This window comes from Zobellia alginiliquefaciens, assembly GCF_029323795.1.
Taxonomy (GTDB): Bacteria; Bacteroidota; Bacteroidia; order Flavobacteriales; family Flavobacteriaceae; genus Zobellia; species Zobellia alginiliquefaciens.
In genome coordinates this window covers 744,508-758,294 of sequence record NZ_CP119758.1, presented here as the reverse complement: position 1 = coordinate 758,294, position 13,787 = coordinate 744,508, and the positions used below count along the sequence as shown (strand labels likewise).

Below are 13,787 nucleotides of genomic sequence, written 5' to 3'. Positions count from 1 at the left end.
TGCTAACTATTGCGTTAGTAAAAAATAATTGTATTTTTGCATCCGCAATTGCGCAAAGTATGGTCCGTTCGTCTAGGGGTTAGGACGCCAGGTTTTCATCCTGGTAACAGGGGTTCGATTCCCCTACGGACTACAAGAGTAACTGGATTTTTATCCAAAGATTGATTTAATGGTCCGTTCGTCTAGGGGTTAGGACGCCAGGTTTTCATCCTGGTAACAGGGGTTCGATTCCCCTACGGACTACAAAAGGTTCGAAAGGAATTTTTTAAAAAATTATAACAAGTTAGAAGAAGATGGCAAATCACAAGTCAGCATTAAAAAGAATCAGAAGAAACGAAGCGGTACGTCTTCGTAACAGATATCAGCACAAAACTACACGTAACGCTATAAAGAAATTGCGTAGTGAAGAAAATAAGAAGGATGCTGAAGCTTTATTGCCTAGCATTGTTAGTATGATCGATAGATTGGCTAAACGAAATATTATTCATAATAACAAAGCAGCAAACTTAAAGAGTAAATTAGCAAAGCACGTAGCTGCATTGTAAGATTTATAAAATCTATAAAAAGCCCTGATGTAACTGTACATCAGGGCTTTTTTTTATGCCTAATGGTTAACAAACTAGCCTTGTTCGGGTAGCCTCTGTTTCATTCTTAGAAAACCAATGGTAAAACATACATAGCAAACTATAATTAGGGCTATATGTAATGGTCGCAGTATGGAGTTCTCTAGTGCTGCAGGTATGTTGAAGTAGTGTCTGAAAACTTTTATGGGAATATAGCCAATATAGAATATCAGTAGGCCAGAAGCGAGCCAAAAAAGTAGGCATTTGCTCCATTTGTTTTTTTGCTTCTTAGGGAGTTCTTTTAGATACGAGTAAATGGACCCTAATAAAACAATTCCCCCAAAAACGTAGGTGCCTATCTGCGACGAGCGAGAAAAGCTTTGAAAAAGTGGATTTGCAAGAGCTACTACTACAAAAACCATCATCCCATGTTTAATGTTTTTTTTGATTTTAGAATCTTTTATGTAATACATAAAGATGTAGATGAAATATAAGTAGAATATAATATTGTAAATGTTGTAGATAGCTATATTATATTTAGTGTAAGTGCTGTTTTTAAACAAGCTGATGTTGTAGTTTGAGAAAATTAGGTACCCAAGAAGCTCATTTAAAAAAGTGTATAAGAAGATAATGGGTAGGTACTGTAACTTGGTGTCAAAATATTTAGGGTATTTATACAGAGATACTAGCAGGGTTATTCCATAGAATGGCATAAATAGATTATCTAATAACTGTTCTAGCATATGGCAATATAGTGTAATTTGATATTGACCTAAGGTTATTAGTTGAATTGATGAACTTTATAAGAGATTTTCACCCTGTGGAGTGACGAAATTATAAATTATATTGGAAAAGTGTATTTGAAATTAAGCTATCAATAAAGAATTGTGTAAGTCTAATGAAAACATAACTTTATTTGGGTAATCTTCTTTTCATTCTTAGAAAACCGATAATAAAGCATAGGTAGTTTACCACGATTAAGGTGAAATGAATTCGTTTGATTAGTATTGAGGGTGTGGTATCGTTAATTAGATGTATGTGTCTTATGATTTTAAGAGGAAGGTATCCGATGTAAAAAACCGATAAGCCAATACTTAGCCAGAATAGAAGATTTTCCTTGGCTATGAAAATTTTGTTGATTTTGTAAAACTTATTTAAATACGAAAAACAACAGTACACAAGGATGATTCCTCCCATGATATAAGAATACACTTGTGGTAATTTGCTAAAGCTATCAATAAAAGCATTTATCAAACAGATGAACAAAAAGAAAATTGCGCCATACTGTATATTTTGTTTTTGTTTTGAATCTTCAATATAGAATCTAAAAACATAAAAAAAATATAGGTAGAAAACCACCATATAGATGTTATATATTAGCCAGTTGTAATTTTGATAGGTCTTTGCCGAGATTAAGCTAAACTCCTCGTAATTATTAATTAAATACCCTAAAAATTCATTTAGTAAAGTGTAAATGAAGATGATAGGTAGATATTTAAGTTTTGATTCAAAATACTTTGGGTACTTAAATAAAGCTAATCCCAACGTAATGGCATACATTGGGATTAGTGCATTCTTTAAAAAAAAATCAAGATCTGCCAAAAGGGTGATTTTTAACCTAAATTTTCTATTTTATGGATTGGAATGTCCTTCATTCTTAGTTGTGCTTTTTGCTGCAAAGAATGGTGCGCTTGGTGCGGATAAAAATCCAGGTAAAAATGAAGCTTCATTTTTTGTGTTTGGCGTCATTTGATTTGCTCCATCTCCTTTTCTTTTGTTAAAGTTGTTGTCTAAAAGAACAACTCTGTCCTTCCCTTCTTTTGCGTCATCAATGTAAAATATATGGTCTGCGCCGTCTCGGTTCACGGTAGGGGACATCATAACGGTATTCTGTCTTGGGTGTTTTACCGGTTTGCCGTCTTCAAATTTCTTTTCGTTGGCGTAGTTACCAAAATAAAATCGTAAGGTAGTGAGTTTCTCGTCTGATAGCTCAGCTTCTTTTTCAATATAGGCCAAGTATTTTTTCAGGTCTTCATATTCATAAGAGACATAGCGTGCTACTTTAAATTTTCTTGAATTGGCAGTGTCTTCATTGCTGCTTTCGGTACTTTGGTTTTTTTTATCGTATTGCTGTTTAGGGTCTTTGTTTTCATTGTCTATAGCATCTTCATAATCTTGAATAAGGTCTACGCGTCTATCTTTATAGTTAGCGTAAAGTTTATGGGCTTTATCCGGCATGATAATGCCATTACTGTAGGCTGTGTCCGCGACAGTTTCAGATGGGCATTCTGGGCAAGGTGTGTTCTTTTTTTCAACACAACTGGAAATACATAATAAAAGGATAAATGTGGCGCAGGTAAGCGCTAATTTCAACGAATTTTTCATGACATAAAGTTTTTAAGTTCTACTTGTTATACATGCAAAATTCGGGGGAAGTAATTAATTTTTGCGCTATAAAGATATCCGAAAAATTGGATAATTAGAATGTGATCTATAGAATTCCGTAATCTTTTGCCAACTATAAGTCTAAAAAAGTGGTATTATTAGCTATTTTTTTGAAGAAAAAGTAGGTGAATCTAAACCATAAAAAATCCCGAATTCCGTGTAATAAGGAATTCGGGATTTTAAAGTTTGATATTTTTAGTCTATCAAGTCGATATTATTGATTCATGGTGAGCAAGAACTCTTCGTTGTTCTTGGTCTGTTTAAAACGTTGCTCAATAAACTCCATTGCTTCTATTGGGTTCATATCCGCAAGGTACTTGCGCATGATCCACATACGCTGTATGGTTTCCTTGTCCAATAATAAATCGTCTCTACGAGTACTGGAAGAAGTAAGGTCAATAGCAGGGAATATTCTTCTGTTGGATATTTTGCGATCCAATTGAAGTTCCATATTACCTGTTCCTTTAAATTCTTCAAAGATAACTTCGTCCATTTTAGAACCGGTTTCTGTAAGGGCCGTTGCAATTATAGAAAGCGATCCTCCGCCTTCTATATTACGGGCCGCTCCAAAGAACCGTTTTGGTTTGTTCAATGCGTTGGCGTCTACACCACCGCTCAATACCTTACCAGAAGCAGGTTGTACGGTGTTGTATGCTCTTGCTAAACGTGTAATGGAGTCCAATAGGATCACTACATCATGGCCACATTCAACCAAACGTTTTGCTTTTTCTAAAACTATATTGGCTACACGAACGTGCTCAGAAGGCTCTTTGTCAAAAGTAGAAGCAATTACTTCACCTTGAACATTACGTTGCATATCCGTTACCTCTTCAGGACGTTCATCTATTAAAAGTATAATTTGATACACTTCAGGGTGATTGGCCGCAATACCATTTGCGATATCCTTCAACAGCATGGTCTTACCTGTTTTAGGTTGCGAAACGATCATACCTCTTTGTCCTTTACCGATAGGGGAGAACAAGTCTATAATTCTAGTGGATATATTGCTTTGTCTCTCTGCTAATTTAAATCTTTCCTGAGGGAAAAGTGGAGTTAAATGTTCAAAAGAAACACGGTCTCTCACCACTTGAGGGTCAATTCCGTTTATTTTGTTCACCTTGATTAAAGGAAAATATTTTTCACCTTCTTTAGGAGGTCTTACATTTCCTAATACGGTATCTCCGGTTTTTAAGCCAAACAATCTAATCTGCGACTGAGATACATAAATATCATCAGGGGAAGAAAGGTAGTTATAGTCAGAAGAGCGTAAGAATCCGTAACCATCCTGCATGATGTCAAGAACCCCTTCACTTTCAATAATACTGTCAAACTCAAATTCTGGTTCTTTGTAACGGTTTTTTAAGTCTTTATCAAAGTTACTCTTATCGTAATTAGAGGATTTTTGGTGACGTTGATTTTTAGTGTTACCGTTGGAGGAATTTTGGTTTTTGTGCTGTTGGTTGCTTTTAGGCTCTCTCTTTACCGGTCTAGGACGTGGTTTTTTTGTTTCAGACGGAGCTGGTGCAGCCTGCTCTGTTTTTTCTGTTTTTTCTGGAGAAGCAGTTTTAACTTCTGCTTTTTTAGCCTCGGCCGCGGGTGCCGTTCTTGGCTTTCGAGCCCTAGGTTTTGGTTTTGGCTTGGGCTTTGGTTTTTCCTCTGTTTTTGGTGCAGTAACTTCTGCTACAACTTTCGGATTGGCTGCCTGTACATCTAAGATTTGATAAACAAGGTCCAGTTTTTTTAGGGTTTTGAACTTTGGCACATTAAGGCCTTTGGCAATTTCCTGCAATTCAGGCAGTTTTTTTGCTTTTAAATCTGAAATTTCAAACATTAAGTATGATATAAATTATACGTTCTAGTATTGGTAAGAAGTGAATTGTTATCCGAGTATTACTAGGGAAAGATTTCCCAAAAGGTAAGTGTAATAACTAATAATCTCACAATATTACGAATTATTTTGCTTGTGACACTGTTTTTTTTCAAAAAGACGTGTATTTTTGTGGAGCAAAACGGCATTTATAGAATGATTCAAAGAATACAGACTGTTTATTTATTGATAGTTATCCTTATTACCGGAATACTGCCTTTTTGGGTAAACCTGTGGTCAGATGCGGAAGGAAATGAAATTTTTGCAAAAAATGACGTTTTTATATCAGGTGCATTTTATGTTTCGGCATTGCTTGCACTTGTAGCTATAGTATTATTTAAAAATAGAAAAAATCAATTTGTGGTAAACAGATTGAATATGATATTGAATCTTTTTTTACTAGGATTTTTCGTTTACCGTTCGCTAAACTTATCCGGAGAGATTTTGGTCTCGGAGAAGGGTATTGGGATGCTCATTCCTATTATTTCTATCGTTTTCTTGGTTCTTGCAAATAGGGCCATTAAGAAGGATGAGGATCTTGTGAAATCTGTTGATCGTTTGCGATAAGCCTAACATCTTAGTAGTATTAGTGCGTAAAACCCGGAGTAGTTACCGGGTTTTTTTTATGCTTTTTTTCTAGGAAAATCTGCCACTTTCTTTGGGAATATCACAAAAGTATCCCAAGATGCTTAATTGTTGTGATAGACTTTTCATACTTTCTTGAATTCTTCGTGATACCGCCGCTCTATGTTTGTCTCAAGAAACAGAGGGGGTATTGATAGTCAGTATTACATCTGTTTCATAATGATAAACAATTAAATTTTACGATTATGAAAAACAGAAAATTTTCTTTTGCACTAGTAGCTTTTGCCATGACAGCGTTAGTAGTAAGTTGTTCAGATGACGATGTGGAAACTGTAACCGTTACCGAAACGGTTACTGAAACTGAAACCGTTGAAGTAGATTCATCCATGCCGGTTGGTGATTTTACCGTAGCTAGTAGCGGAAATTTAACTGCTGAAAGTGGTACGCCTACAGAAGGGCTTGTGGAATTAGGAAAAGATACGAACGATACGGATTTTGTTCATTTTGCAGATGATTTTATGACGGAACTAGGTACGGGTACAGTTGGTATATTTTTGTCTACTTCAGAAACTTTTACTGCTGATCCGGCAAATGGAAACCCTGATTTAATGCTGATTGGTAATGTGCAGGGCAATGGTGAGATGTACATTAAACTAGATGCAACGCCAGAAGCCAAATACTCGCATATCATCTTATGGTGTGCTACTGCCAATATTCCTTTCGGAAATGCAGAGTTACAGTAAATAAAATTTTATGGCCTTTGGGAATAGAGACGCATAATTCTGTTTTTCTATGTCTCCCAAAGGCTTTTTTTCTTTTTAGGCCTTCGGTTTGCTACTGGATGACACCTATCAATAAAGTAACAGAATTATGAAAACAAATAAATATATCATACTCGTAATATGCGGTTTTTGTGCATATTTTTCACAAGCACAAAGTGGATGGACACGAGAAGCAAAAGGATTTTATGTGCAAGCCACGGCATCATATTTTTCCTCTAATGATTACTACACTACGGAAGGTAGATTGGCAGACCAAGGTAGTACCTTTAATAGTGGCGGATTGTTGTTATACGGAGAATATGGTATCACAGACCGATTTACGGCTTTAGTGGACGTTCCTATTGTGCGGTTGAATAGTTTTAGTACTACCGAAACGGTTGCTGGAGTAGGAAATATTCAATTGGCCGTAAAATATAAGCTGCTAAAGAACTTTCCACTGTCCTTGCAAGTGGCTCTGGATATTCCAAGTAATAATGGAGAAAATTTTGCTCAGTCTACTACCCCGGATGACTTTGGTCAATTCAATGAAATTAATCTCCCGTTGTCAGATGGTGAGTTTAATGTGTGGACCACCTTAACGGCTTCCCATGGTTTTGCAAACGGAAAGACATATGCCTCTGCATTTACCAGTGTGAATTTTAGAACGGAATCTTTTAGCAACCAACTTCAGGTAGGTGCAGAGGTGGGGCACTTGTTCTTTGATAAGCTATATTTAATAGGTAAATTGAAAATTCAGGAAAAATTATCTTCAGAAACCAACAATCAAAGTGGTTCTTTCCTGTATGGCGAAGGCACGACTTTTACCAATTTTGGAATTACATCTATGTATAAGCTAACGGACCATTTAAATTTGGTAGCCAATTATTCTGATTATTCAGGTTTTTTAGTGGAGCGCAAAAATATATACGACGGAGGTACCTTCTCTTTGGGAGTTTCGTTAGAATATTGATAGAGAAAAATGAGGGCGGCCAATAGAATTGCTGCCCTATATTTTTATCTTTTTCCAAGTTCTACAACTTCTAAATCTTTTATTTCCTTTCCGTCTATAACAAAACGAAGCATGGTCCTTACCTGATGAAAACCGTGTTTGCCACAAGCGCCAGGGTTCATATGTAGCACGCCCAATTTTTTATCCATCATAACTTTAAGGATATGGGAATGTCCGGATATAAATAATTTAGGCGGATTCGCTCTGATAATATCTCGGGTTCTAACATTGTATTTAGGGGGGTAGCCACCAATGTGGGTCATAAAAACTTCAACACCTTCACAGAAAAAACGGTCGTTTAGGGGGAATTCTTTTTGAATCACATGGTCATCAATATTTCCATACACAGCTCTTAAAGGTTTTATTTTTTGAAGTGTATCGGTTATTTCCAAAGAGCCAATATCACCCGCATGCCATATTTCATCCGCTTGACGGGCATACTTTAAAATAGTGTCGTCTATGTGTGAATGGGTATCGGAAAGTAATAGGATTTTGGTCATCTAATTGGGAAGAAATTATGTTGTGAGATTTAACCTTATCAATAATTTTTAAGGCCTTGTTCTGTCTACTTAAAGAGAAGTATCTTTGAGCTTCACAAAATTAAAGGTTTCAGTTGAGATATTTCGTTGAATTTTCATACTTAGGTAAAGACTATCATGGTTGGCAGAACCAACCTAACGCCATTACTGTGCAGGAAGTTCTAGAAAAAGCTTTTTCCACTTTGTTGCGTATGCCGGTAGCATTAACGGGAGCGGGAAGGACGGATGCAGGTGTTCATGCCAAGCAAATGTTCGCCCATTTTAACGTTGATGAAATTCAAGATTTAGAGCAGTTAGTATATAGATTGAATTCCCTATTGCCAGAAGCCATTGCGGTGCATGATGTTTTTCTGGTAAACTCTGATGCCCATGCACGGTTTGATGCGGAAGAACGTACTTATGAATATTGGGTGTTGCAATATAAGAACCCGTTTTTAGGTGATTTTGCACATTACATAAAACACACATTGAATGTTGAGGCAATGAACGAAGCTGCACGTTTACTTCTTCAGTATAATGATTTTGAATGTTTTTCAAAAACGCATACAGATGTAAAGACGTATTTATGCGATGTGAAAAAGGCGGTTTGGGAGTTAAAAGAAGATAAACTTGTCTTTACCATAACTGCAGACCGGTTCCTAAGAAATATGGTGCGTGCCGTGGTAGGTACTTTGCTAGATGTAGGCACAGGCAAAATAAAAGTGGACGATGTTAAATCAATCATAAATAGCAAGAACAGAAGTAATGCAGGGCCATCGGTACCGGCAAAAGGGCTATATTTGACCTCTGTTTTATACCCCAAAAAGAGTATTGAAAAGCATGGATAAAGAGTCTGGAAAAGCATTTGATATGCGTTTGTTTAAGCGTCTTTTGGCGCATACGCGTCCGTATCGAACCACCTTTTATGGGGTTGCCTTTGCGGCAATCCTTTTATCGGGCTTTGCTGTGATGACTCCAATAATCGTCCAGAAGATTATTGATGACGCCATTAAATTAGGGGATGAGGAGAAGTTATTAATGCTAACCTTGGCAATGGCCGGTGTTCTCTTAGGGCAGGTTATTTGTCAACTTTTGTTCAATTATTACGCCAACTGGTTGGGTGAATCGGTTATTAAGGATATTCGCATCAAGCTATTTCAGCATATGCTAGGCTTTAGGATGAAGTATTTTGATAACTCTTCATTAGGTGTTTTGGTTACTCGTGCAGTTGCGGATATGCAACGAATAGGTGAGATTTTCAGCCAAGGTTTTTTTGTTATCGTCGCAGATTTGCTAAAAATGCTGATTGCTGCTGTGGTAATGTTAGTAATGAACTGGCGTTTGGCACTTATCGTTTTTGCCATTCTACCATTAATACTTTATGCAACTCGCCTATTTCAAAAGGCTATGAAAGTTGCTTTTGCGGAGGTAAGAGCACAGGTTTCCAATCTTAATTCATTTGTACAGGAGCGGATTACGGGTATGAAAATCGTACAATTGTTTACTCGTGAGAAAATTGAAAGTGAGAAATTTAGAGTTATTAATGAGAAGCACCAGAATGCATGGTTAAAAACGGTGTGGTACAACTCCATTTTCTTTCCGATTGCAGAAATTTCTTCGTCTATTGCGGTGGGGCTAATTGTGTGGTATGGAGGGCTTCAGAATGTTTCCAATCTTTCTAAAGAAGAGCTGGGTACGTTGTTCGCTTTTATACTGTTGATCGATATGCTTTTTCGTCCTTTACGGCAAATCGCAGATAAGTTCAATACGCTACAAATGGGGATGGTAGCAGCAAACAGGGTTTTTAAAATTTTGGATACGCAGAGCAATATTCAAGATTTAGGAACAGTCGTTAAAGACGATGTTAAGGGAGATATTGCTTTTAAAGATGTACGTTTCGGGTACTTGGAAGATGAAGAAGTGCTTCATGGTGTTTCTTTTGAGGTGAAAGCAGGCGAGACTGTTGCCATTGTTGGAGCGACTGGTGCCGGAAAGTCTACTATTATTAATTTATTGAATAGGTTTTACGAGATTAATTCAGGTTCTATTTTGGTTGATGATGTAGATATTAAGGATTTTAGTTTAACGTCGTTGCGGTCCCAGATTGCTGTTGTATTACAAGATGTTTTTCTTTTTGCCGATACAATTGAGAATAATATTTCTTTAAAGAACGATGCCATTAGTCTTGAACAAATTGAAGCGGCTGCCAAAGAGATCGGGGTAGATGAGTTTATTACCAGTCTGCCGGGCAGTTATCTTTATAATGTAAAAGAAAGGGGTACAATGCTGTCTAGTGGGCAACGCCAACTAATTGCGTTCTTGCGCGCCTACGTAAGTAACCCAAGTATTTTAGTTTTAGATGAGGCAACATCATCTGTGGATACCTATTCTGAGCAGTTGATACAAAGGGCAACTGAAAAAATTACTGAAGGTAGAACTTCAATCATCATTGCACACCGTTTGGCTACCATAAAGAAAGCGGATAAGATTATTGTGATGGATGCCGGAAAAATAGTTGAAACGGGAACACATAGACAACTGTTGAAAAAAGGTGGATATTATAGCAGTCTTTATGAAGCTCAGTTTCTTTCTGAGGAAGTTGCTTAATCTATTAGGTCGTCTTTGATAATAGAACTTAATTCATCCATACTGCCAAAATCTACGAACCGTCCATTTTTAATGTACGAGATATGTCCGGTTTCTTCGCTGACTACCAATGCCAGTGCGTCTGTTTTTTCAGAAATACCAACAGCCGCCCTGTGGCGAAGACCATAGCGCAAAGGTATGTTGCGTTCGTTAGAAACAGGTAAAATTACCCTAGTAGCAACCACGTAGTTGTTTTCTATGACTGCGGCACCATCGTGCAACGGGCTGTTCTTATAAAAGATGCTTTCTAAAATAGGCTTGTTTACTTCAATATGCATTTTGTCCCCAGAAGATTTTATGTAGTCCAAAGAGTTATTTCGTTCTAAAACAATTAAGGCACCTGTTTTAGTAGAACTCATTTTTTTGCAAGCGGAAATAATGGCATCCACATCCATGCTTACGGAGACACCATCCTGCTTTAAAAACTTAAAATGTTTTATGAAGTTTCTTTTATTGGCAAAGTTGGTAGATCCAATCATTAAAAGAAATTTTCTAATTTCTTGTTGAAAAACAATAATCAAGGCAATAAGGCCTACTTGCATAAAGGCACCCACCAGGCTACTGATCATTTCCATGCCCAATAGTTCTGTAAGTTTCCAAAAACCCCAAACAATAACGATACCGATAAAAATATTAATAGCTACAGAGCCGCGTACTAATTTGTAAATGTAGTACAGCAGTATGGCTACCAGAATAATATCTAGTATGTCGGTAATCTTAAATTCAAGAAAATTCAGAAAATCCAATTCGGAGGTGTTTTTGTAAAATTAATGAAAACCATACACTTTTAACAAGGCATTAATTCTTCTGCAAGTTTAACACATTCATACGCTTCTTTAACGTCATGAACCCTTAAAATATTGGCGCCTTTCATTAATGCTGCCATATGAAGTGCCGTTGTGCCGTTTAAGGCCCTCTCTGCATCGGTTTTAAGTACTTTGTAAATCATGGATTTTCTGCTTACACCAATTAAAATAGGGTGGTCTAAGTTCTTAAAAAGCTCAAGTTTTTGTAGAATTTCATAATTCTGATCCGTGGTTTTAGCAAAACCAAAGCCTGGGTCTACCATAATATCATTAATCCCCAATGCTTTGGCAGCTGCAATTCGCTCTGAAAAATACTGTATGATATCTACCAAAAGGTTGTTGTAGTCTGTTTGTTGCTGCATGTTTTGAGGAGACCCTTTCATGTGCATCATAATGTATGGTGCGTGATGTTTGGCTACCGTAGAAAGCATGTTTTCGTCAAGTTTTCCTGCAGATATATCATTAATAATAGCGGCGCCTGCATCGAGACAAGTGGAAGCTACTTTACTTCTAAACGTATCTATGGATAGAATAATTTCAGGAAAATGACTGATTAATAAGGTTGTAAGAGGTGCCATACGATTTAATTCCTCATCTTCTGTAACATGGTCGGCACCGGGTCTAGAACTGTAGCCGCCAACATCAATAAAGGTGGCTCCATCATTCAGCATTTTTTCGACTTGCGTTAGAATTGCAGTCTCATTTTGGTATTTTCCACCGTCGAAAAACGAATCGGGGGTATGGTTTAAAATGCCCATTACTTTTGGAGTAGATAGGTCAATGAGCTTGCCTTTACAATTTAGGGTCATATGTGATAAAGTTGAAGCCGTATCCCTTGATTAACCAAGTTTAAAACACGAACTTTGAATAATTCAAAATTTTGAGTGAAATTTACGCAAATTAGAAGGGATAGCCATGCATAAGACATCCGAAGAATATGATGAGGTAATCAAAATTTGTAGAGACCTCTTTGAAAAGAAAATGAAAGACTACGGTAGTGCTTGGCGGATCTTAAGACTTCCCTCATTAACGGATCAGATTTTTATTAAGGCGCAGCGCATCCGAAGTTTGCAAGAAAATGAAGTGCGCAGAGTAGACGAAGGCGAACGTTCCGAGTTTATAGGGATTATTAACTATTCTATAATGGCACTTGTTCAATTGGAGAAGGGTATTGCCGATCAGCCAGATCTTTCCGTAGAAGAGGCCGTATCTCTTTTTGATAAACATGCTACTACCACCAAAACACTTATGGAAAATAAAAACCATGATTATGGTGAGGCCTGGCGAGATATGCGAGTCAGTTCTTTAACAGACCTAATTTTGCAAAAACTTTTACGGGTTAAACAAATTGAGGACAATAAAGGAAAGACTCTAGTAAGCGAAGGTATTGATGCTAATTATCAAGATATGGTCAACTATGCAATTTTTGCGATGATCCATCTTGGTGTAACCCCTAAATCATAATATGAAATATCTTGTAGGCATTAGCCGAGTGTTTGTAGGTATACTTTTTATCATTAGTGGTTTTGTAAAACTGAATGACCCCGTAGGTTTTTCGTTTAAGTTAGAAGAATATTTTAGTTCTGGTGTGCTTGACCTTCCATTTTTTGAGCCTCACGCTTTAGCAATTTCTATTTTTGTAGTGATTTTTGAAGTGCTTTTAGGAGTGATGCTCTTAGTAGGTTTTAGAGTGAAGTTTACTGTGTGGAGCTTGTTGTTAATGATAATTGGGTTCACTTTTTTAACATTTTATTCGGCGTACTTCAATAAGGTGACGGATTGTGGTTGTTTTGGAGACGCTATTAAACTTACACCTTGGGAATCGTTTTCAAAAGATATTATCCTTCTTGCGCTCATTATTCTCCTTTTCAAAGGCAGAAAATATATAACGCCCATTTTTGGAGCTAATGCAAAGAGAATTGTAACACTTGCATCATTAGTGCTTTGTGTCGGGTACTGTGTATATGTGCTGAACCACCTGCCTGTTATAGACTTTAGGCCGTATAAAATTGGAGATAATATTAGTGAAGGTATGACGGTGCCAGATGATGCACCCAAGCCAATTTATGATTATGCCTGGCGGTTTAACGTTAATGGAGAGGATAAAATAATCGTTACCCAAGGAGATTACCCCCAAGTAGACGGCGAGTTTGTTGATGTAGAAACTACCGAAGTTCAAAAAGGCTATGAGCCACCTATTCATGATTTTACCATAGAGCAGGAGGGCGTTAATTTTGCGGATTCTTTATTGCAGGAGCCCAAATTGGTAATGATAATAGCGTATGACCTTCATAAGACAAATAGGGACAAGTATTCCGAGGTTAAAAAAGTGACGGATAGAGCGGTGAAAAAAGGCTATAAGGTAATCGGTATGTCCGCTTCTAATGACGAGCTAAAAGACGCTTTGATGAAAGAATATAAGCTTAATTTTGAATTTTATTTTACGGACGAGACCGCTTTAAAAACAATTGTCCGATCCAATCCTGGAGCCCTGGTTTTGGAAAAAGGAACTATAAAACAAAAAGTACATTATAATGATTTAGATGAGTTGATTTTCGATTGATTTTTGAAGTCGATAACTTTAGGT

At 36.9% G+C, this 13,787-nt stretch carries 13 protein-coding genes and 2 tRNA genes; 10 read left to right on the top strand and 5 right to left on the bottom strand.

Translation table 11 applies throughout. The features are described from left to right. Positions 1-61: 61 nt before the first annotated feature. From P0077_RS03210 to rpsT, 3 genes are all read left to right on the top strand, one after another. A tRNA-Glu gene (locus P0077_RS03210) sits at positions 62-133 on the top strand. Positions 134-171: 38 nt separating this feature from the next. Then, positions 172-243: transfer RNA gene (locus tag P0077_RS03205), tRNA-Glu, on the top strand. Positions 244-293: 50 nt separating this feature from the next. Next, positions 294-545, top strand: coding sequence for a 30S ribosomal protein S20 (gene rpsT / locus P0077_RS03200; RefSeq protein ID WP_276167723.1), 252 nt, complete (start codon positions 294-296; stop codon positions 543-545). 1,650 nt (positions 546-2,195) lie between these two features. On the opposite strand, the gene P0077_RS03195 is transcribed toward rpsT, so the two are convergent. Together P0077_RS03195 and rho are read right to left on the bottom strand one after the other, a co-directional pair. Then, the gene (locus tag P0077_RS03195) at positions 2,196-2,948 is read right to left on the bottom strand and encodes a hypothetical protein (RefSeq protein ID WP_276167722.1); all 753 of its coding nucleotides are present in this window, start codon (positions 2,946-2,948) and stop codon (positions 2,196-2,198) included. Positions 2,949-3,222: 274 nt separating this feature from the next. Beyond that, complete coding sequence (gene rho, locus P0077_RS03190; RefSeq protein ID WP_276167721.1) at positions 3,223-4,839, bottom strand: transcription termination factor Rho; 1,617 nt, start codon at positions 4,837-4,839, stop codon at positions 3,223-3,225. 192 nt (positions 4,840-5,031) lie between these two features. Between rho and P0077_RS03185 the strand changes: the two genes are divergently transcribed. The 3 genes from P0077_RS03185 to P0077_RS03175 all read left to right on the top strand — a co-directional run bounded on the left by P0077_RS03185 (position 5,032) and on the right by P0077_RS03175 (position 7,191). After that, on the top strand, positions 5,032-5,442 hold the full coding sequence (locus tag P0077_RS03185; RefSeq protein ID WP_276167720.1) for a DUF4293 domain-containing protein: 411 nt from the start codon (positions 5,032-5,034) through the stop codon (positions 5,440-5,442). 263 nt (positions 5,443-5,705) lie between these two features. Continuing rightward, positions 5,706-6,203 (top strand): hypothetical protein, encoded by a 498-nt coding sequence (locus P0077_RS03180; protein ID WP_276167719.1) that lies wholly within the window; start codon positions 5,706-5,708, stop codon positions 6,201-6,203. Between the two features lie 127 nt (positions 6,204-6,330). Continuing rightward, complete coding sequence (locus P0077_RS03175) at positions 6,331-7,191, top strand: hypothetical protein (RefSeq protein ID WP_276167718.1); 861 nt, start codon at positions 6,331-6,333, stop codon at positions 7,189-7,191. A 44-nt stretch (positions 7,192-7,235) separates the two neighbouring features. Here P0077_RS03175 and P0077_RS03170 read toward each other — a convergent pair whose 3' ends face one another. Further along, positions 7,236-7,730, bottom strand: a complete 495-nt coding sequence (locus P0077_RS03170) for a metallophosphoesterase family protein (RefSeq protein ID WP_276167717.1) — start codon at positions 7,728-7,730, stop codon at positions 7,236-7,238. Positions 7,731-7,843: 113 nt separating this feature from the next. Between P0077_RS03170 and truA the strand changes: the two genes are divergently transcribed. Both truA and P0077_RS03160 read left to right on the top strand, forming a co-directional pair. Next, positions 7,844-8,596 (top strand): tRNA pseudouridine(38-40) synthase TruA, encoded by a 753-nt coding sequence (truA, locus tag P0077_RS03165; RefSeq protein ID WP_276167716.1) that lies wholly within the window; start codon positions 7,844-7,846, stop codon positions 8,594-8,596. After that, the gene (locus P0077_RS03160) at positions 8,589-10,355 is read left to right on the top strand and encodes an ABC transporter ATP-binding protein (RefSeq protein ID WP_276167715.1); all 1,767 of its coding nucleotides are present in this window, start codon (positions 8,589-8,591) and stop codon (positions 10,353-10,355) included. The genes truA and P0077_RS03160 overlap by 8 nt, the downstream gene beginning before the upstream one ends. Here the strand turns inward: P0077_RS03160 and cdaA are convergent. Together cdaA and folP are read right to left on the bottom strand one after the other, a co-directional pair. After that, positions 10,352-11,140, bottom strand: coding sequence for a diadenylate cyclase CdaA (gene cdaA / locus P0077_RS03155; protein WP_276167714.1), 789 nt, complete (start codon positions 11,138-11,140; stop codon positions 10,352-10,354). The genes P0077_RS03160 and cdaA overlap by 4 nt on opposite strands. A 41-nt stretch (positions 11,141-11,181) precedes the next feature. Beyond that, positions 11,182-12,009, bottom strand: a complete 828-nt coding sequence (gene folP / locus P0077_RS03150; RefSeq protein ID WP_276167713.1) for a dihydropteroate synthase — start codon at positions 12,007-12,009, stop codon at positions 11,182-11,184. A 106-nt stretch (positions 12,010-12,115) separates the two neighbouring features. Here folP and P0077_RS03145 point away from each other — a divergent pair, with 106 nt between their 5' ends. Then, positions 12,116-12,664, top strand: a complete 549-nt coding sequence (locus tag P0077_RS03145; protein WP_276167712.1) for a DUF1599 domain-containing protein — start codon at positions 12,116-12,118, stop codon at positions 12,662-12,664. 1 nt (position 12,665) lies between these two features. Beyond that, positions 12,666-13,763 carry a BT_3928 family protein gene (locus P0077_RS03140; protein WP_276167711.1) on the top strand — a complete coding sequence of 366 codons (1,098 nt, stop codon included), beginning with the start codon at positions 12,666-12,668 and terminating at the stop codon, positions 13,761-13,763. Positions 13,764-13,787 lie beyond the last annotated feature (24 nt).

Excerpts from the sequence above, each read along its gene's own strand:
- rpsT (WP_276167723.1), top strand. The coding sequence starts at position 294 with ATGGCAAATCACAAGTCAGCATTAAAAAGAATCAGAAGAAACGAAGCG.
- P0077_RS03195 (WP_276167722.1), bottom strand. The coding sequence starts at position 2,948 with ATGAAAAATTCGTTGAAATTAGCGCTTACCTGCGCCACATTTATCCTT.
- rho (WP_276167721.1), bottom strand. The coding sequence starts at position 4,839 with ATGTTTGAAATTTCAGATTTAAAAGCAAAAAAACTGCCTGAATTGCAG.
- P0077_RS03185 (WP_276167720.1), top strand. The coding sequence starts at position 5,032 with ATGATTCAAAGAATACAGACTGTTTATTTATTGATAGTTATCCTTATT.
- P0077_RS03180 (WP_276167719.1), top strand. The coding sequence starts at position 5,706 with ATGAAAAACAGAAAATTTTCTTTTGCACTAGTAGCTTTTGCCATGACA.
- P0077_RS03175 (WP_276167718.1), top strand. The coding sequence starts at position 6,331 with ATGAAAACAAATAAATATATCATACTCGTAATATGCGGTTTTTGTGCA.
- P0077_RS03170 (WP_276167717.1), bottom strand. The coding sequence starts at position 7,730 with ATGACCAAAATCCTATTACTTTCCGATACCCATTCACACATAGACGAC.
- P0077_RS03160 (WP_276167715.1), top strand. The coding sequence starts at position 8,589 with ATGGATAAAGAGTCTGGAAAAGCATTTGATATGCGTTTGTTTAAGCGT.
- folP (WP_276167713.1), bottom strand. The coding sequence starts at position 12,009 with ATGACCCTAAATTGTAAAGGCAAGCTCATTGACCTATCTACTCCAAAA.
- P0077_RS03145 (WP_276167712.1), top strand. The coding sequence starts at position 12,116 with ATGCATAAGACATCCGAAGAATATGATGAGGTAATCAAAATTTGTAGA.
- P0077_RS03140 (WP_276167711.1), top strand. The coding sequence starts at position 12,666 with ATGAAATATCTTGTAGGCATTAGCCGAGTGTTTGTAGGTATACTTTTT.